General features: G+C 43.3%; 12 protein-coding genes. 5 read left to right on the top strand and 7 right to left on the bottom strand.

Translation table 11 applies throughout. The features are described 5' to 3' along the window. Genes AQ505_RS07625 through AQ505_RS07635 form a run of 3 tightly spaced genes read right to left on the bottom strand, consistent with a single transcriptional unit; the run spans position 1 to position 5176 of the window. Entirely contained in the window at positions 1 to 2532 is a 2532-nt protein-coding gene (locus tag AQ505_RS07625; RefSeq protein ID WP_062547627.1) for a ligase-associated DNA damage response DEXH box helicase, read from the bottom strand. Positions 2533 to 2537: 5 nt separating this feature from the next. Next, a complete protein-coding gene (locus AQ505_RS07630) occupies positions 2538 to 4133 on the bottom strand; it encodes an ATP-dependent DNA ligase (protein WP_062547628.1) in 1596 nt (531 codons plus the stop codon). Further along, the gene (locus AQ505_RS07635; RefSeq protein ID WP_231635042.1) at positions 4130 to 5176 is read right to left on the bottom strand and encodes a ligase-associated DNA damage response exonuclease; all 1047 of its coding nucleotides are present in this window, start codon (positions 5174 to 5176) and stop codon (positions 4130 to 4132) included. Before AQ505_RS07635 ends, AQ505_RS07630 begins: the two co-directional genes overlap by 4 nt. Positions 5177 to 5270: 94 nt before the next feature. Here AQ505_RS07635 and AQ505_RS07640 point away from each other — a divergent pair, with 94 nt between their 5' ends. The 4 genes from AQ505_RS07640 (at position 5271) to AQ505_RS07655 (ending at position 10823) form a co-directional block, all read left to right on the top strand. Next, a complete protein-coding gene (locus tag AQ505_RS07640; RefSeq protein ID WP_062547629.1) occupies positions 5271 to 7601 on the top strand; it encodes a TonB-dependent receptor in 2331 nt (776 codons plus the stop codon). A gap of 12 nt (positions 7602 to 7613) precedes the next feature. After that, on the top strand, positions 7614 to 8411 hold the full coding sequence (locus AQ505_RS07645; protein WP_231635043.1) for a DUF4249 domain-containing protein: 798 nt from the start codon (positions 7614 to 7616) through the stop codon (positions 8409 to 8411). 134 nt (positions 8412 to 8545) lie between these two features. Further along, positions 8546 to 9454, top strand: coding sequence for an NAD(P)/FAD-dependent oxidoreductase (locus AQ505_RS07650; protein ID WP_062547630.1), 909 nt, complete (start codon positions 8546 to 8548; stop codon positions 9452 to 9454). 172 nt (positions 9455 to 9626) lie between these two features. Next, positions 9627 to 10823 carry a GAF domain-containing sensor histidine kinase gene (locus AQ505_RS07655; protein WP_062547631.1) on the top strand — a complete coding sequence of 399 codons (1197 nt, stop codon included), beginning with the start codon at positions 9627 to 9629 and terminating at the stop codon, positions 10821 to 10823. A gap of 2 nt (positions 10824 to 10825) precedes the next feature. On the opposite strand, the gene AQ505_RS07660 is transcribed toward AQ505_RS07655, so the two are convergent. Beyond that, positions 10826 to 11695 (bottom strand): aldose 1-epimerase family protein, encoded by an 870-nt coding sequence (locus AQ505_RS07660; RefSeq protein WP_082461452.1) that lies wholly within the window; start codon positions 11693 to 11695, stop codon positions 10826 to 10828. Between the two features lie 50 nt (positions 11696 to 11745). On the opposite strand from AQ505_RS07660, the gene AQ505_RS07665 reads away from it, so the two are divergent. Next, a complete protein-coding gene (locus AQ505_RS07665) occupies positions 11746 to 14103 on the top strand; it encodes a sensor histidine kinase (protein WP_062547632.1) in 2358 nt (785 codons plus the stop codon). Positions 14104 to 14195: 92 nt separating this feature from the next. Here the strand turns inward: AQ505_RS07665 and AQ505_RS07670 are convergent, their stop codons facing one another. Genes AQ505_RS07670 through AQ505_RS07680 form a run of 3 tightly spaced genes read right to left on the bottom strand, consistent with a single transcriptional unit; the run spans position 14196 to position 19982 of the window. Continuing rightward, positions 14196 to 15614: an efflux transporter outer membrane subunit gene (locus tag AQ505_RS07670; protein WP_062547633.1), complete on the bottom strand. Its 1419-nt coding sequence runs from the start codon at positions 15612 to 15614 to the stop codon at positions 14196 to 14198. Positions 15615 to 15616: 2 nt separating this feature from the next. Next, positions 15617 to 18772 carry an efflux RND transporter permease subunit gene (locus tag AQ505_RS07675; protein WP_062547634.1) on the bottom strand — a complete coding sequence of 1052 codons (3156 nt, stop codon included), beginning with the start codon at positions 18770 to 18772 and terminating at the stop codon, positions 15617 to 15619. Positions 18773 to 18797: 25 nt separating this feature from the next. Further along, the gene (locus AQ505_RS07680) at positions 18798 to 19982 is read right to left on the bottom strand and encodes an efflux RND transporter periplasmic adaptor subunit (protein ID WP_062547635.1); all 1185 of its coding nucleotides are present in this window, start codon (positions 19980 to 19982) and stop codon (positions 18798 to 18800) included. Between the last annotated feature and the right edge of the window lie 67 nt (positions 19983 to 20049).

A 20049-nucleotide genomic window follows, 5' to 3' on the forward strand; every position in this document is an offset into this window, starting at 1 on the left:
TTAAGCTCTATTTTTTTTGTTCTTTTTGTCCGCCTCCAGGGTCATTCTTTCAATCCTTTGTCCCAGTTCTTCTGTGCTCATGTTTTCCCTTAGACTGTCTACTTTGATTGGGAAACAGAGTGGCGTATAACTTTCTGGCCGTTTCAGGATAATGGTGCTTTGCTGGATGCGCTGTAAGGCTGCCAGTAACCTGGGTTCTTCAATTTGCTGGTAAAAAGCTTCTTCATAAGCCTGACGCAATAATAAGTTCCTCGGGTCGTAATCCGTAAAAACATTGAAAAATAAAGAAGCCGAAGATTGTAAATGTTTATTGGCGGTATATTTTCCAGGGAATCCCTGGAAAACCAGTCCGGAGATACAGGCGATATCTCTAAATTTCCTTCTGGCCATTTCCGTAGCATTGATACTGCTCACGATGTCTTCTCCTAGTTGTGCAGGACTGAATAAAGTCCGGATTTCTGCTTCATCCAAAGGAATTGGATGTTCGGACAGCAATTCAAATCCATAGTCATTCATGGCGATCGAAAAACTGATCGGGGTATGGCGACTCAGGCGGTAGGCGATTAATGCGGCTAAAGCCTCATGTACCATACGGCCTTCAAATGGGTAAGCAAAAATATGGTAGCCGTCTTTCGTATGAATCAATTCTACCAGAAACTCGTCGCTTTTTGGAACATGGGATACGGCGGCCTGTCTTTCAAAAAGAGGAAAGACGATGTCCAGCTCTTCATCTTCATGTGTTTTATCCAGCGTTTCATTGTATTTTTTCCTTAAGATGCTGCCCAGATTGGCACTTAATGAGATCCGACCACCCATCCAGCTCGGACTAATCGCCTTTTTCGCCTTGCTGCGCCTCACTAAGGCTGTCATTTCTTTGACCATAATAAATTCTAACACCCTTCCTGCAAGCGTAAAGCTATTTCCTGCTTTTAATTTAGAGAGGAAAGATTCTTCCACCATCCCTATATATCCACCACCAAGATATTTTACTTTGATCATGGCATCGCTGACGATCGTACCGATATGAAGGCGGTGGCGCATAGCGATTTGCCTGCTTTCCACTTTCCATAGCCCATCCTCGCTTTTAACCACTTTTTTAAATTCATTATAGGCCGTCAGACTGTCGCCGCCAGTGGTGATAAACTGCATCATCCATCCCCATTCTGAAGGCAGCAATTCCTGGAAAGCATGGGTTTCTTTTACTTCCTGATGGATTTGATCTTCCTTGAAACCATCGCCTACTGCAAGTGTAACCAGATATTGGATGAGTGTGTCAAAAGCCATCACTACTGGCTCCCGACTTTCTATCTGCTGTGTTTTTGCAGCTTCCTTAATGGCTGCGGCTTCTACGAGTTCCAGGGCATGGGTAGGAAGGAAGTAGATCTTTGAAGTCTCATTTGGAGAATGTCCACTTCTTCCGGCGCGCTGTAAAAACCGGGCAACTCCTTTCGGGGAGCCAATTTGAACCACCGTGTCTACCGGCTTAAAATCGACACCCAGATCAAGGGAAGAAGTACTGATGACTGCTTTTAATACCCCTGAATGCAATGCATCTTCAATCCAATTGCGCAATTCATAATCTATAGAACCATGATGAATGGCCAATACGCCTGCCAGGCTTTCATCTAGCGCCAGCAGGTTTTGGTACCATAATTCTGCCTGTCCTCTGGTATTCGTGAAAATCAGGGTAGTCTTGCTCTTATGGATAATGGGTAACAGTTTATGCGCCAGTTTATGACCTAAATGCCCTGCCCATGGCAGCATATCGATATGGTCAGGCAGGATAGACTTGATCAGGATCTTCTTTTTTACCTCAGCCCTGACAATTATTTTCAGCAGATCAGGGTAGGGAACCAGCACTTCCATCGCCTGTTCCAGGTTTCCTATAGTGGCCGAAATTCCCCATATTCTAAGCAGCCGCTCCGGATGTTTTTCTTTTAAAATACCTTTAATCCTGGAAATTGCCAGCTCTGCCATCACGCCCCTTTTACTTCCGATCAATTCATGCCATTCATCGGCAACAATACATCGCAGCGGATAAAAATGGGCAGAATTATTCTTCTGAGCCAGCAATAAATGCATGCTTTCAGGTGTAATGATCAATACCTCTGGCATTTGTTTCTTTTGTTTCAGCTTTTCTGAGGCGGTCGTATCTCCATTTCTAACGGAAACTTGCCAGTCCAACTCTAGTTCTGCACAAACTTCCCGCATGGCGCGGGCAAGGTCCTTTGCTAAGGAACGTAGGGGCGTAATCCAGATCAACTTTAAACCCTTGCTCGCTTTTACAGGTTTCTTCAATCCCTTTTTTCGAGGCAATTTCGAATTGTTCTCAGCTTGTTCATTCAGTTCTTCAATGACCACGGCCAGAAAAAGAGAGAATGTTTTTCCAAAACCTGTGGGCGCATTGATCAATCCACTGTATCCTTCCGCGTAATATTGCCAGGCATCACTTTGAAATTGGAAAGGTTTTCTTTTCCCAGATTTCAGCCATTTTATGACCTGCCGATAGCCACTGCTCTTTTCTATGCCCATATTTACTATGCTAATGTAGAATTTAACAATTGCCTTAAATCGGCTAAAGTATTGATCTCTTCCGCTTTTTTATCCTTTCTCCACCTGGCGATCCTGGGGAAGCGCAGGGCGAGACCGGCTTTGTGTCTTTTACTTTCGGCAATACCTTCAAAAGCAATTTCAAATACCAATTCTGGTTTAACGGTACGTACGGGGCCAAATTTCTCTATGGAATTTTTCTTTACAAAAGCATCAACCTGTTTGATTTCTGCATCTGTTAATCCGGAATAAGCCTTGGCAATGGTAATCAGCTGTTCGCCATCGCGAACAGCAAAAGTATAATCTGTGAAAAAGCCGGCTCTTCTGCCGCTTCCTTTTTGTGCATAAATCATGACCGCATCAACGGTATAAGGGTTGATTTTCCATTTCCACCAATCGCCTCTTTTTCGGCCGCTATGGTATAGAGAATCTAGTTTTTTGAGCATCAATCCCTCACTGTTCATCGCCCTGGAGTCCATTCTTATTTCCGCAAGTTCAGCCCAGGATTTCGCTTCCACCACTGGAGAAAGTAAGAGGTTTTCCTGTGCTGGAATTTTAGAAATGAGTAGTTCCAGTTTTTTCCTTCTGTTTTTTAGGGGCTCCCCACGCTGATCTGCTCCCTGGTATTCGAGCAGGTCGTAACAGTAAAAACCTATAGGTGCGTTTTCCAATTGGTTTTTAGCAATGGTTTTCCGGTTTAATCGCTGCTGCAATATGGCAAATGGCAATACTTTACCCGATTTGACTGCAAGAATCTCTCCATCCAGAACAGTTCCATCCGGTAATTCCGCAGCTAAGAAATGAAGCTCCGGAAATTGATCTGTGACCAGTTCTTCTCCTCTTGACCAGATGAAAAGTTCTCCGCCACGCTTTACAATTTGTCCGCGGATGCCATCCCATTTCCATTCTGCCTGCCATTCTTGTATTGCTCCCAAAGCTTCCGGTGCTTGCTCCAGCGCGTAGGCCAGGCAAAATGGATAAGGCCAGGAATGGTCTGTATTCACATGCGCACCCGCAATCAACTCAGGGTAAGTAATTTCTTCCGGCTTCCATTTGCCCATGATGCTGTGCATGATCTGATTGGCAGGAATATTACTTTGTTTGGCTAAAGCGTTGACCAGCATTTTTCCAGAGACCCCAATCCTGAAGTTTCCTGAAATCAGTTTATTGAAAATAAAGCGTTCAGGAGTGTTCAGACGGTCCCAGGAATCAGTGATGAAACTTTTTTTAGCCGCATCATCCTTTCCATTGAGGGCTGCCAAAGCCTTGATCCACTCGCTCAGCTTCAGATCACTGGCTTGCGATGGAGGAGGTAAAATCAGGGCAATTGTTTCGCTCAGGTCTCCTACGTTATGGTAGCTTTCGGCAAAAAGCCAGGCGGGAATCCCACTCTTTTCAATGGCCCATTCCTTAAGCAGTGCGGTGCTGACCGGACGCTTTGGTTTTTTGCCCGTAAACATGGCGATCACGTAAGGCTTGTCCTGCTCTTCTGCCTCATTAAAATAGGACACCAATGCGGCCATCTTATCATTGGTTTTATTGCTGCTTTCCAGCTGGGCGATCAATTCTGTGAAGCGTTTCAATGGATTACCTCCTCCTCATCTTCTACACCGTATTGTGTTTTCACCTCTTCAGAATCAATGCCGATTTCATTTAAATACTTAGAGAAGGTGGCGGTATAGCCATGTGTTACATATACTTTTTCTGCGGATGTGGCTTTAATGGCGGATAGCAAGCCTGGCCAATCGGCATGGTCGCTGAGGGCAAATCCTGCATCCGAACTTCTCCACCTGCGCCCGGCGCGTACCTGCATCCAGCCGGAACAAACCCCAGTTGCCGGATGGACTAAGGTTTTAATCCAGCGACCATCAGCTACTGCGGGTGGAACAATCACAATCCCTTCCTGAAGTTCGGATTTGCTGATTTCAGGACTGATTCTGATCGTTTCCGGAAGTTCAACTCCAGCTTTGATAAAGGCTTCATTCAAGTTTGCTATAGCGGAGTGGACATATATTTTTTGCTGGAGAGTACTCAGGCCTTTGACCAGTCTTTGAGCCTTACCGAGGCTATAAGCGGTTAATACGCTGGTTTTTTGCTGCTGCTGATTGTTACTGTGCCAATGGCTGATCTGGTCGAAAATCTCTTGCTGAGGCAACCAATTGTAGATTGGCAGCCCAAAAGTACTTTCTGAAACAAAAGTATGGCATTTTACAGGTTCAAAGGCGGTACTGATGCCATCATACTCCACCTTATAATCACCGGAAACCACACAAACTTCCCCTTTATACTCCAGTCTTATTTGGGCAGAGCCAATCACATGACCTGCGGGAAATAAGCTCAGCTGGACACCATTGATCAGCAGGCTTTCCCCATAAGCAAGGGTTTGTATCTTTAAATCAGCCCCCAAACGATGGAGGAGGATAGGTTTGGTCAGCTCATGACATAAATAAGCATCATTGCCTGATTTTACATGGTCGGCATGGCCATGGGTAGTTACCGCAAGCCGTACAGGTTTCCAGGGATCAATGTAAAAATCACCTTTGGGGCAGTATATGCCTTTGTTTGTAAATTTGATTAAAGCCATCTCATTCAGAACAATTGCAAAGAAGATAAAGTTTGCTGGCATTATTTCCGTGGAAAATACTTAGCATTCAGTATATTTAGCCATTCGTGTTTGTATTTAAAGCATGATTTAAGGAATATTATACCCTATTTTTTATATGCCTAATACCTTTAGACTAGTACTGATACTTTTATTGAGTATAACATTCCAGTATTCCATAGCCCAAACTAAAAGAACCATTAGTGGGAATGTGACTGACGCAAAAACAGGGGAAACGCTGATTGGCGCCAGTATTAAAGTCAGTGGTGAGCATAATGCTTCCAGCCTGACAAATGCTTACGGCTTTTATTCCCTCATTATCCCTGTAGGGAAATATGAAGTAGCAGTTAGTTTTATTGGTTATAAAACCACGGTCAGACAAGTGGAAGTATCCTCAAAAGATCTGCGCCTCAATGTGGCTTTAGAGGAAGACAATCAATTGAATGAAGTCGTCATTTCAGCAACTAAAAAGAACGAAAACGTAAGCAGTCCACAAATGGGATTACAGAAGCTGAGTGTTCGGGAAATCAATGATGTCCCGGTGCTGCTTGGCGAACGCGATGTACTGAAAACCTTGCAGCTCCTGCCGGGAATTAAATCCGCAGGAGAAGGAAATAGCGGCTTTTATGTTAGGGGAGGGGCTACAGATCAGAATTTGATCCTCCTAGATGAAGCACCAGTCTATAATGCTTCCCATTTATTGGGTTTTTTCTCCACCTTCAATTCCGACGCCATTAAAGATGTGAGTGTCTATAAAGGAGGGATGCCTGCACAATATGGCGGACGATTGGCCTCGGTGCTTGACCTTAAAATGAACGACGGAAACCGCAAAGAATTTACTGCGGAAGGGGGCATCGGCCTGATCTCTTCCAGACTTAAAGTAGAGGGACCGATCGTAAAAGACAAAGGTTCTTTTATGGTCAGTGCAAGAAGAACCTATATGGATCTTTTCTTTAAGCTTTCACCGGATAGCTCAATCAACAACAATACCTTATATTTTTATGATTTAAATGCCAAGGCAAATTACCAGCTGGACGATAAAAATACCTTGTATATATCCGGTTATTTTGGCCGCGATAAGCTCGGCCTTGCCGACACATTTGGCTTCAATTGGGGCAATGCCACAGTTACCTTGCGTTGGAACCACTTGTACAGCAGTAAATTGTTCTCCAATACTTCCCTGATCTACAGCAATTACAATTATGTGATTCAGAATATGATGGAAGACAATAACTTTAAAGTGAATTCTTCTATTAAAGATTTTAACCTGAAGCAGGATTTTGATTATCGCTTGAGCAACAACCATAGTCTGAAGTTTGGGCTCAATGTGATCCACCACACGATCGCGCCGGGTAAGCTTAGTGCTGACGAGAGTTCCAGCGTAAACCCAACCACTTATGAGAACAGAAAAGGCCTCGAATCTGCCATGTATGTGTCTGACGAATGGGCCGTTAATGAGCGTTTTAATCTGGTATATGGATTGAGACTGAGTAATTTTTCTTTACTGGGGCCGGGAAATTTCAAGACCTATGATGAAGAAGGAAATACACTTTCTAGTACCTACTATAGCTCCGGAGCACTGGTTAAAACTTATTTCAATCTGGAACCGAGAGTGTCTGCCAGTTACCAGCTGAACCCTTCCAGCGCTATAAAAGCTGCTTATACCAGGAATGTTCAAAACATTCACCTGATGTCTAATTCTACCTCAACTTCGCCGACAGACCTGTACATTATGAATAGCAATAATGTGAAACCGGAAATTGCGGATCAGGTAGCAACCGGTTATTTCAGGAACTTTAACGATGATAAATACGAGTTCTCAGCAGAGATTTACTACAAATGGATGCAAAACCAAATCGAGTACCGAAGTGGGACAGATTTGAGAGGAAACAGCAATGTGGAAGCCGATTTATTATATGGTGATGGCCGTGCTTATGGAATAGAATTGTTCTTAAAGAAAAGGTTTGGCAAGTTCAATGGCTGGATTGGCTATACTTATTCCAGAACTGAACGCCAGTTTGATGCGATCAATGAAGGAAAATGGTTTTATGCGAAACAAGACAGAACGCATGACATTTCGTTGGTAGGGATTTATAAAGCGAGTACACGCTGGACCTTCTCTTCTGTTTTTGTTTACAATACCGGAAATGCAGTGACTTATCCAAGTGGTAAATATGAAATCAATGGTAAAACTGCTTTTTATTATAAAGAGAAGAATGCTTATCGGACACCGGCCTATCACCGTTTAGATGTGGCGGCTACATTGGAAGGAAAACCAGGTAAGAAATTACAGTCCAGCTGGTCTTTTGGAATTTACAATGTATACAACCGACAAAATGCTTTTGCAATTGATTTTAAGGATAATGAGAATGACCCTAGTCGGACAGAAGTGGTCAGAACGACCTTGTTTGGCATTATTCCTTCGGTTACCTGGAACTTCAAATTTTAACCTAAAAGCGTCATGAAGAAAATGAAATTATATAGAGGATGGAGTTTAGGATTGCTGATCATTTGTCTTTTCTCCGCCTGTGAAAAGGTGATAGAACTCAAACTAGACGATGCTCCGGCAGTAGTCGTGATAGATGGCGGTGTGAGCGATCAGAACGAGGTGCAGCGCATTAAGATTTCCAAAACTTACAGCTTTACCGAGCCGAACAAATTTAATGGACTGAGTGGTGCAAAAGTAGTACTCGCAGTGGATGGTACCGGTGCTATCGCTTTTAATGAAGTGTCTCCAGGGGTATACCAGAGCATAAAGTTTAAGGGGAAATCGGGTTCCAAATACGATATTTCAGTAACGGTGGAGGGGCAGACCTATAAAGCCAGTTCCACCATGCCGGCTCGTGTGCCTATGGATTCGCTTACCTTTAAGAGCTTTACGTTTTTTGGAGAAACGAAGAATTACGTGGCTGTGAACTTTAGAGATCCTGCAGGAGTAGCCAATCAGTACCGCTATATCCTGAAGTTTAAAGGGGTGGTAGAAAAAGATGTGGTTTCCGAAGACCGCTTTGATGATGGCAGTAAAGTAACCAATGTGATCTTTTATGAGTTGAATGACCTGATTAAAGGAGATAGTGTTCAGGTAGAAATTCAATGTATTGATCGAAATGTGTACCGGTATTTCTACAGCCTGGGTCAGAATACAGGAGGAAGCGGGCCACCGGTTTCCCCGGCTAATCCACCCTCTAACTTTAGTAATGGTGCTTTAGGGGTGTTCAGTGCGCATACTTCCAGTATTAGAACGGCATTGATTAAGTAAAGCAACGTTGTGTCATCTTTCTGTTTTATTGTTGCAATTATGTTGCATTACTTCTGCGGGTTTCTAACTTTGTTTTCAACTGGTAGTCAGTGTGGGAATTCCTTTGTACTGTCTTGCCCTAAATTTTAAACCAAATGGAAAAAGAAACGATACAAGAAGTGATCATTATTGGAGGAAGTTATGCAGGTCTTTCTGCGGCAATGACCTTAGGCAGGGCAGGACGAAAAGTGCTGGTAGTAGATAGCGGGAAGCCCTGTAATGCGCAGACGCCACATGCTCATAACTTCCTGACACAGGATGGCGAAACACCGGCCGCAATTGCCGAAAAAGGATGGGCAGATGCTTTAAAATATCCTACCGTAACACATTTAAATGATTTCGTGACTGCTGCCGTAAAAGTCAATGGCTATTTTGAGCTGAAGACGGCAACCGGTAAATCTTTGAAAGCGAAAAAGCTATTGTTTGCCACAGGTGTTAAAGACCTGATGCCAGAGATCAAGGGCTTTGCCGAATGCTGGGGGATTTCTGTAATCCATTGTCCGTATTGTCATGGTTATGAAGTAGCGGGTCAAAAAACAGCATTACTAGCCAATGGAGAAATTGCATTTCATTTTATTCAGGTGCTGAGCCAGTGGAGCAAAGATTTGGTTTTATATACCAATGGTCCGGTACATCTGAGCGAAGAGCAGCTTTTACAGCTCAAAAATCATGACATACCAGTCAATGAAGTCCCTCTAAAAGAACTTTCGCAGGAAAATGGACAGCTAAAAAGCTTGCTGCTGGAAGATGGACAGGAGCATTTCTTCAAAGTGATGTATGGGAAATTTGGTTTTGAACAGCATTCTTCAGTTCCTGAAAGCCTGGGCTGTGAAATTAATGAGCAGGGTTATCTGGTGATTGACGACAAAAAGGAAACCAGCATTTCCGGGGTGTATGCGGCCGGTGATAATACAACTATGGCCAGGTCCGTTTCCATGGCTGTGGCATCAGGCACATTATCAGGGGTTTCGATTAATTCTGCATTGATTTCTGAAAGCTGGTGAAACTAAATTTTTTCTCCACAAGGAAATATTTTTAGGCAAAACAGATCTTTTTTAGAATAGCTATTTAAAGGCGTAAAACTTTATCTTGTGTCCTATTGTTTATATATAAATGATCGTAATTTGTTTTCTGCTAGAAACATTGCTAACTTTATAATTCTTAATGGTAATCTCAATGGCGACTCAAATAGATCTGGATACTGCAACATTAGAAGAAGAAAGAATAAAAGCTTTAAAAAGGTACAGTATTCTTGATACACCACCAGATGGTTCATTTGACAAGCTGACCAAGCTTGCCGCCAGCCTTTTAAAAGTACCGATTGCGATTGTGAGTCTCGTGGATACCGATCGCATCTGGTTTAAATCGAAATACGGAATTGATTCCCAGCAAATTGACAGAGATGAAGGCCTTTGTGCTTCTGTGATTTTTTCTGAGGACCTGTATCTTGTAGAAGACGCAGCCATAGATCCCAGAACGCTGTCAAATCCATTGGTAGCAGGTAGTTTTGGATTGAGGTTTTATGCTGCTGTACCACTTCGTACCCGTGATGGCTTCAATCTGGGGACTTTTTGTGTGATCGATAAGGCGCCAAGATCATTAAACGAAGAAGAGGAGCAGATCCTTAAAGATTTAAGAGACATTGTGATGGATCAGATCGAACTGCGTCTGGCCTCCAGAGTGAGTATGGCTCAGCACAACCAGATCTTAAATACAACGGCCCATGACCTTAAGAATCCATTGACCACAATTCCTGTGCGTGCGGATCTGATCAAGATGAAGAAAAACAATCCTGAAATGGTGGATACTCTTTGTGATCAGATAAAAATCGCCAGTCTCAATATGGTGCGCATCATTGATGAACTCCTACAGGTTGGGAGTATGGAGGCAGGAAAGATCCATTTGATGTTAATCAAAGTAAATGTCTCCTTTTTGGTGAGTAATGTGGTCTCTATGAACCAGCCATTGGCAGAAAGGAAAAACCAGACCCTGCATTTTAGCTATGAAAAAGACCTGTATGTCAATGCCGATGAAGGGAAGCTGACGGAAATTATAGACAACCTGATCAATAATGCGATTAAATATTCCCCGGTAGATAAACAGATCTTTATTCGTGTAAAGGAACGATCAGGAATGGTAATGATTGAAGTAGAAGACCAGGGATTAGGGCTTACCCTGGAAGATAAAAGTAAATTATACCAGCGGTTTACGCGCTTAAGTGCGCAGCCAACCGCTGGAGAAAACTCAACCGGCCTGGGGCTGTCCATTGTAAAAGTATTGGTAGAAGCACATCATGGAGCCATTCGCGCCGAAAGCGAGGGCAAAGATAAAGGCTGTAAATTTATTGTGGAGTTGCCGGGCAGGAATGGCTAGCTTTAAAAACAGGTAACTTCCCAATATCTGGACCAATCTTTTCCAGGCGCCAGCTGAACAATCCCTTCTTTCTTGCTGAACTCCTGATCATGATCAACGCCATCAGCGATGCCGCACCAAGGCTCCAGACAGACAAAGTCAGCATCTTTAGCTGCCCAGATGCCGAAAAATGGGAAACCATGGAAATGGAAATCCAGTCCATGTTTGTCTTTTATGCTTTTTAAACTGATCTTATTACTTTTCAGGTCTTTCAATACCAGGGCATCCTGATAGAACAAATGATGTGTTAAAGGCAGTTTTCCTCCCTCTAAATGAATAGGCTGAGTTTCTTCTTCAATCAGGTTATCCGTTACCTGATGTACATTTAATTGCGTATCCTCATTAAATTCCAGGTAATAATCGTCATAATTTAAGCCAGATTGAAGTGGCAAACGGAAGGCTGGGTGACCGCCAATAGAAAACCACAAATCTTTATTTCCGCTGTTGAACACCTCGTAACTACAGCTCAGTGTATTTCCAGTCAATCGGTAACGCAGGCCCAGCTGATATTTAAAAGGATATACTTTTAAGCTTTCCTGATCTTCTTTTAGCAGGAATAACACTTCCTCGGAGCTAATTTGATGGGCCTCAAATTCCCGGTCTCTGGCAAAACCATGCCTGGGCAGCTGATAGGATGCTCCCTCAAAAAAGTAAGTGTCTTCTTTTAATCCCCCAACAATGGGAAATAAAATCGGGCTAAACTTCCCCCAGAAATTGGCATCTCCAGTCCATAAATATTCCAAGGCAGTTTCCTTGTTTTCTAAACGTTGTAATTCTCCACCTTTAGTGGAGAAAGTAGCAGAAATTTGTGCGTTTTCCAGAGAAATGATCATAGATAAAAGTAAAAATTAAATATTACATTTAGGCTCCGCTTGGCAACAAAATGAACTTAGAGAAAAAACTATCTTCCAGTACCAATATTTTATTTAAAAAACCCAAAATTACCGGCGCGGTAATTTCCTTATTACTCATCTCTCTGATCCTTTATGTCTCTAATCAGCGCTATCGGATGGTTAAAGACGACCAGCGGATGGAAATGAACCGCGTTCTGGAAGTGGTGCGGTACAATGTGGACCAGTCGCTCAAAAACAGCTATACTGCAACTTTGACGCTGGGTTTAACGATCAATACAGATGGAGTACCTAAAAATTTCGATGCTGTTGCTGCACAGCTGATGAGTTCTAATCCCAATTTACAGGCAGTAGAGATGGTGCCGGACGGGGTAATTAAATATATCTATCCTTTAAAAGGGAATGAAGCAGCGTTAAATCTGAATATTTTTAAACTCTCTAAAGAAATCAGTGAAGAAGCCAAGAAATCTGTGACAGATCGAAAGATGTATTTTGCTGGCCCTTTAAAGCTCAAACAGGGAGGATTAGGGATTGTTGGACGGATGCCTTTGTTTTTTAACAACAAATTTTGGGGCTTTTCAGCTGTTGTGATTAAGCTGGATACCTTTTTAAAGGAGGCAGGAGTAAAAGGAGCAGCTGATAATCGCTATGCCTTTCAGCTGTCGAAGGTTAATCCTGCAACTGGTAAGGAAGAGTTTTTTCTGCCGAAAATTAAAACTACAGCTGATGCAGTGGAGGAAAGTGTCACTTTTTCTGATGGCAATTGGAAATTGTATATGATGAGCATTCCAAGCTACAAACCTTACCTGAAAATTATATTCCCTACGATATTCGCTATTTTTCTTGCTGGACTAAGTGGTTTTCTGGTCTCCATGGTATTTAAAAGGCCTGCTGAATTGGAGCAACTGGTGCATGATCAGGCTGATAAGTTATTGGAAAATGAGCTTAAATTCAAAACGATATTCGATCAGGCAGCGATTGGGATCATGGAGGTGGATTCTAATACCGGAGCCTTACTTCATGTCAATTCAAGGCTCTGTAAAATCCTTGGGTATTCAGCTGAAGAATTATTCATGAAGCATTTTCATACACTGAGCCATCCTGATGATCTGGATAGCGGCCTCAACTATTTTGAGCGAATGGAGAGCGGTGAAATTTCTGAGTTCGAACTCCTGAAAAGGTATTTACATAAAGATGGAACAGTGGTTTGGGCAAACCTGATGATCACGCCATTGTGGTTGCCCGGAACAAAACCAACCAGTCATATCGCTATTGTAGAGGATGTGACGGCAAGAATGGAGGCAGAGCGCATTGCCGTTGAGTACAGTCAACGCATCGAGTCGCTGATCAATACCATTGATGGAATTGTTTGGGAAGCCAACCCTTTCACCTTTGAATTTGCTTTTATCAGTGGAAAATCGAAAGATATTCTGGGCTATACGAGTGAAGAATGGCTGGCTTCGCCCACATTCTGGGTAGACCATATCCATCCAGACGACAGGCAATACCGTCTCCATTATTGTTATTCCTTTGCGGATAAGCTGGAACAGCATGATTTTGAATACCGTATGATCTCCAAAGATGGCAGTGTGGTCTGGTTGAGAGACATTGTGAACGTGGTGGTGGTCGATGGAAAGGTGGTGATGCTGAGAGGAATTATGATTGATATCACCAAGAATAAACAGGCGGAGAGAGATTTAAACCACTCTTTTGACCTGGTCAATGAGCAAAATAAAAGGTTGCTGAATTTCTCTTATATTGTGTCTCATAACCTCCGTTCTCATACCAGCAACATTCAATCTATTTCTGCCTTGATTGAATCAGCTACTTCTAATGAAGAGAGAAATGAAATGGTAGCCCTATTGAAAACAGTGTCGAATTCTTTGAATGAAACATTACTGAATTTAAATAAGGTGGTCAATATCCAAACAAACATCAATGTAATTGTAGAACCGTTAGTGCTTTATGAATATATCAATAGGACGCTGAGTGTACTGCATGACCAGATTGTGCTGAAAAAAGCCTGTATCCTGAATAAAGTGCCGCAAACGGTATTGGTGAATTATAACCCTGCTTATCTGGAAAGTATTTTGCTCAATTTCATCTTTAATGCCATTCGATATAGTCACCCGGAACGACCACCGCTAATCGAACTGACTTGTCAGCAGGAAGGACAAGTGGTACTGAAAATCAAGGATAATGGCATTGGAATGGACCTGGAGAAGCACGGTGCAGAGTTGTTTGGGATGTATAAAACCTTTAATGGAAATGCAGATTCAAGAGGAGTGGGGTTGTTTATCTCTAAAAACCAGATCGATGCCATGGGAGGAAAGGTGACGGTAAGCAGTGAATTTGGTACGGGAACGACCTTTGAAATTTACTTCAAATAGGATTTTTGATAGCCATAAAAAACTGCGACGCTTTAAGGGCATCGCAGTCAGGTTATTCAATTTTTGTTTGGTAAACGATGGCTAGGGTTAACCTAGGGGTTGATTCCACCACCTAATGCGGTGTAAAGTTCCACATCCGCAGCCAGTCGCTGGCGTTTCAGATCGCTCAGTTCCAATTCGCTTTGCAGCAGGCTTCCCTGGGCAAGAATCACTTCCAAATAAGTAGCCATACCGCTTTTATACAGCATGTCCGCATTTTTGATGGCCGAACGTAAGGTGTTTACGCGACGCTCTGCCAATATCAGCTGTTCTTTTAATCGGGTCGATTTGGTTAAAGCATCAGACACTTCAGTCACTGCTAAAAGCAGGGTTTGTCTGAACTGTAATACCGATTTCTCTCTTTCTACTTTAGCAATTTCGAACCTGGTTTTTAACAGTCGGCGCTGAAACAAGGGTTGGGTAACTGATCCGGCAAGTGTGCCAAACAGCGAACCCGGAATGTTAAACCAGTTGCTGGATTTAAAGGAATTCACGCCACCCTGTGCGGTAATATTTAATGCCGGATACATGCTGGCTTGTGCAATGCCAACTGATTCATTGGCGGCACGCAGGGCATATTCGCTGGCTTTTACATCTGCACGATTGTTCAGTAATGCCACTGGATAACCAGCAGGGATTTGGACTGCCGGGCTAATTTCATTCAGTTTTTTTACGCGGTAAACTGATGCTGGAAGTGTCCCTGTCAGCTGACTTAACGCGTTTTCCTGAATACTGATTCCTTGCTGCAAGGTAGGTACCAGTTGCTCTGAACTGAGTTTTTGTGCTTCTGCCTGCTGAACAGCGAGGATGGTGGTTAAACCAGCATCCCATTGCAGTTTTGTCATTTGTAAGGTGCTGTCATTTAAAGCAACCGTACGGTTGGCAATGCGCAGTTGTTCATCTAACATCAGCAGGTTATAATAACCTGTAGCCACACTAGCAACCAGTTTGCTGCGGATCAGTTTGGAGGCTTCCTGAGTTTGAAGGTATTCAGCGAGTGCTTTGCCTTTCATGCGGTTCAGTTTTCCCCATAAGCCAATTTCCCAGGACAGATTTAAAGCTGCATTGTAATCCTGAATGGTGCTGGAACTAAAAAACTGCCCCATACTCAAGCCATTCAAACTGTTTTTAGAGGGTCTGTTGGTGTTGGCCTGGATGTTTAAACCCAGTTCCGGTAAGAAATTGACTTTTGCTTCCCGCAAACTTTGGTTGGCACTCTCGATGTTTTTCATCGCGATCAGCAGGTCATAATTCTTAGTGTTGGCACTGTCAATCAGCTGCTGTAGCGCATCGTCGTTAAAGAAGGCTTTTGTACTCAATGTGGCTACGCTACTGGAGTCCGCAGATTGCTGTACCGCAGAATATTCTGTCGGTAATCCGGTAGCCGGGCGCACATATTCTTTGCCCACCTTGCATCCTGTAATCAGGATGGCAAGGGCGGCGCAGGTATATAATTTATGAGGGTAATTCATGATTAATGAGATTTGACCTGTGGGTCGGTTTCTATTCCCGGTTTCCCGGTTATTTTTTCCTGTAGAGATTGGAATACCACAAAGAGTACTGGAATGATAAACAGTCCCAGGACTACCCCTGCAAGCATCCCACCAGCAGCACCAGTACTGATAGAGCGGTTCCCCATTGCTGATCCACCAGTAGCAATCATCAATGGGATCATACCCGCAATGAAGGCCAGGGAAGTCATCAGGATCGGTCTCAAACGTAGTCTTGATCCTTCTAATGCAGCAGGGATCAGGTCCATACCTTCTTTTCGGCGCTGTAAAGCAAACTCAATGATCAGAATCGCATTTTTAGCCAATAAACCTATCAGCATAATCAATCCGATCTGTACATAAATGTTGTTGTCGATACCGGCAATCTTAATGGCAATAAATACACCCAGTAGACCAGTAGGGATGGATAACATCACTGCTAATGGTAGGATATAACTCTCATATTGAGCTGCCAGCAAGAAGTATACAAACAATAAGCTCAAGGCAAGGATAAATACGGTTTGCGATCCAGAAGATTTCTCTTCTCTGGAAAGTCCGTTCCACTCATAGCTATAGCCGTTTGGTAGTTTTTCTGCTAGTAATTTCTCTACTTCATCCATGATCTTTCCATTGCTCACTCCAGGTTTGGCGATCGCATTGATGGTGATGGAATTGAACAGGTTGTAACGGTCTACAGATTCCGGACCGTATACTTTTCTCACGGATACCAGCTCACTTGCAGGCACCATATCACCTTTGGCATTCTTTACAAACACCATATTCAGTGATTCTTTATCCGTTCTGTAAATGCCGTCTGCTTTCACATTGACACGGTAGTATTTACCGAAACGGTTGAAATCTGAAGCTTGAGAGCCACCATAATATACTTGTATCGTGCTCAGTAAACCTCTTACGCTCACGCCCAGCTGCTTGGCTTTTTGGTCGTTTACTTCCAGTTCAAATTGCGGGTAATCCGCTTTAAAGGTGGTAAATGCGACAGCAACGCCATCCACACCAAATAATTCGCCGACAATCTTGTTGGCTACCTGGCTGAATTTCTGCAGATCGCCGCCTGTACGGTCCTGCAATACGAATTCTACACCACCAATGGCACCGTATCCGGCAACTGGAGGCATGCGGAACACACTCACTGTTCCTTCTTTCAGGGTGGCCATTTTTGCATTAACCATCCCTAATACCGCGTCCATATTCTGTACTTCACCTCTTTCTTTTGGTGCTTTCAGTTTCACAAAACCCAGTCCATAAGCAGGACTTGCAGAGTTGCTCATGATGTTAAATCCAGATACACTGGTGGTAGTTTTTACCGATTCAAAGCTTTTGAAGGTAGAGTCTACCTTTTTAATGAACTTGGTGGTACGGTCTAAACCAGTACCGGAAGGCATTGTTAAGGAGTAAATCATGAAACTATCGTCCTCCATGGGTACAAATCCTTTAGGCGTTGTATTCAGCATCCAAAGGGTAATTCCGGTTACTACTGCCAAACCGCCTAAACTTACCCATTTGAACCTGATCAGCCATTTTAGGCTGCCAATGTACTTTGCCGTCATTCGGTCAAATGAAGTGTTGAAAGCCTGGAAAAAACGTTGAGAAAAACCTGTTTTCTTACCTTCTTTTTCCGCATGCGGATTCTTTAAGAACAGTGCACACAATGCCGGACTTAAAGTCAGGGCGTTTACCGCAGAAATCAGAATCGCAATGGCCAGTGTAAAGGCAAATTGTTTATAGAAAATCCCTGAAGAACCTTCCATGAAGCCAATTGGCAGGAATACTGCCGCCATGACCAGGGTAATCGATACAATCGCTCCCGTAATTTCACTCATAGCGGAATAGGTTGCTTCGCGGGCAGTTAAATCGGAGCCTTCCATTTTCGCATGAACGGCCTCCACCACTACAATCGCATCATCGACTACAATACCGATGGCCAGTACCAATGCAAATAAGGTCAGTACGTTCACAGTAAAACCGATCAGCTGCAAAAAGAAAAATGTACCAATAATCGCTACCGGAACGGCAATCGCCGGGATCAGGGTAGACCTGAAATCCTGCAGGAAAATGAATACCACAATAAACACCAGGATAAAGGCCTCAATCAAGGTCGTTTTTACCTGGCTGATGGATTCGTCTAATCTTTCTTTTGTACTTTGAATGATTTCATACTTGATACCTTTAGGGAAATCTTTCGCTGCTTTAATCAAAGACTTACGAACTGCAATTTCAATTTCATTGGCATTGGAACCACTGGCTTGTAAAATCCCTAATGTGACGGCATCCATGCCATCCATTTTGGTGTCACTGGAATAACTGGCGGCACCAAATTCGATCCTCGCAACGTCTTTTAAGCGGAGTACACCACCATCGGCAGTAGATTTGATGATCAGATCCTCATATTGCTCCGGTAAGTTTAACTTTCCTTTGTATTTTACGACATATTCAATTGCTTCTTTGGATTCTTCTCCGAATTTTCCCGGAGCAGTCTCTAAACTCTGATCTGAAATCGCTTCCGTAACTTCTCTCGGCGTTAAATTGTTGGCCGCCATTTTCTGCGGATTTAACCAAACGCGCATCGAGTAATCTTTGGAGCCGAACATCTGTACCTGACCTACACCCTGAATCCTTTTTAGCTCAGGAACAAGGTTGATCTTGATGTAATTTTGCAGGAATTTCTCATCATATTTTGCGCGGTCTTCACTATAAACGTTGAAGTACATCACATTACTGTTTTGCTGTTTGGAGGTACTGATCCCTGCCTGCAGTACTTCTGGTGGCATCTGACTGTTGATCTGGGCTACGCGGTTTTGTACGTTTACTGCCGCCTGATCTGGGTCTGTACCTTGCTTAAACACAATGGATACTGAAAAGGAACCGTCATTACTGGCGGAAGATTTCATGTAGTCCATGTTTTCTACCCCATTGATGGATTCTTCCAGCGGGGTGATGACAGAACGGATGACCGCCTCAGAGTTTCCTCCAGGGTATACACCGGATACGAAAATGGTAGGCGGGGCAATGTCGGGAAACTGGGTAATCGGCAAACGGGTAAGGCCTACTATCCCCAGGAGTACCAGGAGGACAGAGATCACCGTTGCCAATACCGGCCTTCTTATAATAGATTGTAACATGTGGTTTTTATATTAATATGGTAAATTATTGAGCGCGGTAAACGCTATCGGCATTTAATGGTTTTGGCTTAATTTCAGCCTCTTCCGTTAAACCATCCAGGCCTGAATACACAATGGTTTCTCCTTTTTTAAGGCCATCTTTAACCAGGTAATTGTTGCCGCTTTTGCCAGAAATAAGGATTGCTCTACGTTCTAACTTATTTCCTTTTCCGACCAGGTAGACGAAAATCTTATCCTGAACATCCATTGTAGCAGCTTTAGGGACCATCACTACTTGTTCATGCTGCTCTTCCAAACGGATTTTTCCGGTGTTTCCAGAACGTAGTAATCCCTGAGGATTCGGGAACATTGCCCTAAGACTGATCGATCCGGTGTTTTTGTCGAACTGACCATCTACCAGTTGAATTCTTCCTTTTTGAGGATAAGTAGTTCCATCGGCAAGCAGCAGGGTTACCGGAGGAAGTTTTTTCAGCTTCTCCGTCATGTTTGCACCTTTAATTTGTGCATTGAACTGAAGAAAAGCAGGTTCACTCATGGAGAAATAAGCATACACATCTTTCGTGTCGGAAAGGGTAGTCATGGGTTCCTGATCGCCTTTGCTGATCAGGTTGCCCACTCTTTTTGGAATTTTACCAATAAAGCCAGAGATCGGGGCTTTAATCAATGTGAAACCGATATTGATCTTTGCCGAGGCAATGGTTGATTTTGCTTGTGATACCGCAGCCTGTGCCTGATTGTAATTTGCTTCTGCGGTACTCAACTGTACCTCCGAAACCACTTTGTTTTGCACTAAAGGTTTGATTTTATTCACTTCAATCTGAGCAGTACGCAAGGTCGCTTTTGCGGCTTCCATAGCTGCGTTGGCAGTATTCAGCTGTTCCTGATACACACGATCGTTGATTTTGAACAAAGGCTGACCAGCTTTTACGTAGGCACCTTCATCCACAAAGATTTTGTCCAGGTAACCATCTACCTGCGGGCGAATGTCTACATTTACCCTGCCTTCAATGGCAGCACTATATTCATTAAAGGTAACCGCAGCTTGTTCCAGCACAGCGATCACCGGGATTTCCGGTGCTGGAGGCGGAGTTCCGCCGGCTTGTTCCTGTCCGGCTTTCGATCCGCAGCTGCTTAAAAACAATGCAGGGAAAAGCAGGGACAATAGCAAGAAATATCGGGTATTGTTTCTAAGATTTTGGGGGAAAAACATCTCTTTTATAATTTATGTTTATTTAAAATGTCTGCAAACATAAAATGTATCCCGCGCGAAAATGCCA

It is taken from the genome of Pedobacter sp. PACM 27299, from assembly GCF_001412655.1.
In the GTDB taxonomy this organism is placed as follows: domain Bacteria; phylum Bacteroidota; class Bacteroidia; order Sphingobacteriales; family Sphingobacteriaceae; genus Pedobacter.

Coding starts and splice junctions, on each gene's coding strand:
- AQ505_RS07670 (WP_062547633.1), bottom strand. CDS start 15,614: ATGAATTACCCTCATAAATTATATACCTGCGCCGCCCTTGCCATCCTG.
- AQ505_RS07660 (WP_082461452.1), bottom strand. CDS start 11,695: ATGATCATTTCTCTGGAAAACGCACAAATTTCTGCTACTTTCTCCACT.
- AQ505_RS07650 (WP_062547630.1), top strand. CDS start 8,546: ATGGAAAAAGAAACGATACAAGAAGTGATCATTATTGGAGGAAGTTAT.
- AQ505_RS07655 (WP_062547631.1), top strand. CDS start 9,627: ATGGCGACTCAAATAGATCTGGATACTGCAACATTAGAAGAAGAAAGA.
- AQ505_RS07625 (WP_062547627.1), bottom strand. CDS start 2,532: ATGGGCATAGAAAAGAGCAGTGGCTATCGGCAGGTCATAAAATGGCTG.
- AQ505_RS07665 (WP_062547632.1), top strand. CDS start 11,746: ATGAACTTAGAGAAAAAACTATCTTCCAGTACCAATATTTTATTTAAA.
- AQ505_RS07635 (WP_231635042.1), bottom strand. CDS start 5,176: ATGCCAGCAAACTTTATCTTCTTTGCAATTGTTCTGAATGAGATGGCT.
- AQ505_RS07675 (WP_062547634.1), bottom strand. CDS start 18,772: ATGTTACAATCTATTATAAGAAGGCCGGTATTGGCAACGGTGATCTCT.
- AQ505_RS07680 (WP_062547635.1), bottom strand. CDS start 19,982: ATGTTTTTCCCCCAAAATCTTAGAAACAATACCCGATATTTCTTGCTA.
- AQ505_RS07640 (WP_062547629.1), top strand. CDS start 5,271: ATGCCTAATACCTTTAGACTAGTACTGATACTTTTATTGAGTATAACA.
- AQ505_RS07645 (WP_231635043.1), top strand. CDS start 7,614: ATGAAGAAAATGAAATTATATAGAGGATGGAGTTTAGGATTGCTGATC.